The 532-nt window shown below is 65.4% G+C and carries 1 protein-coding gene; it reads right to left on the bottom strand.

Going from position 1 to position 532, the window contains the following annotated elements; translation table 11 throughout:
- Nucleotides 1-116: 116 nt before the first annotated feature.
- Nucleotides 117-532, bottom strand: a 416-nt coding sequence (locus AACS18_RS16165; protein WP_339373263.1) for an aminotransferase class I/II-fold pyridoxal phosphate-dependent enzyme, incomplete at its 5' end; no start/stop codon positions are given.

Here is a 532-nt window from a genome sequence, read left to right on the forward strand (position 1 = left end):
CAGTCGCAGATCATGGCCAGATGATCAGTTTCTGATGGCGAGCCAAGGCGCGTCACCCCCAACCACAAAGGCCCGTTGCGGGCCTTTGTTCGTTTCGTCAGCGGCTCTTTGCCTCGTTACTTTTCGCCGAGCTGCGCGGCAATCAGCGCGGCCAGCCGGGTGAGGGCCTGCCCCAGCTGTTCGCTCCAGGGATGGGAGCTGTTGAGGCGCAGGCAGTGGTTGTGTTGTCCCTGACTGGAAAAGAGCGCGCCGGGGGCCACTGAAAAACCGCTGCCCAGAGCCTTGGCGTGCAGGGCTCGGCTGTCGAAATGGGCAGGCAGCGCCAGCCAGAGGAAGTAGCCGCCATCGGGGGAGGATATCCGCACCTCGTCCGGCAACAGCCGTTGCAGGGCCGCCCGCATCTGCTGCTGGCGCTGGGCCAGGGTGTGGCGCAGGCGGCGAAAGTGGGCATCGACCCCGCCCTGACGCAGTATTTCGGCCAGCGCCAGCTGGCTCGGCACATTGGTAGAGAGGGTGGACATCAGCTGCAGCC

Source organism: Aeromonas sp. HMWF015, assembly GCF_963878965.1.
Classification (GTDB): Bacteria; Pseudomonadota; Gammaproteobacteria; order Enterobacterales; family Aeromonadaceae; genus Aeromonas; species Aeromonas veronii.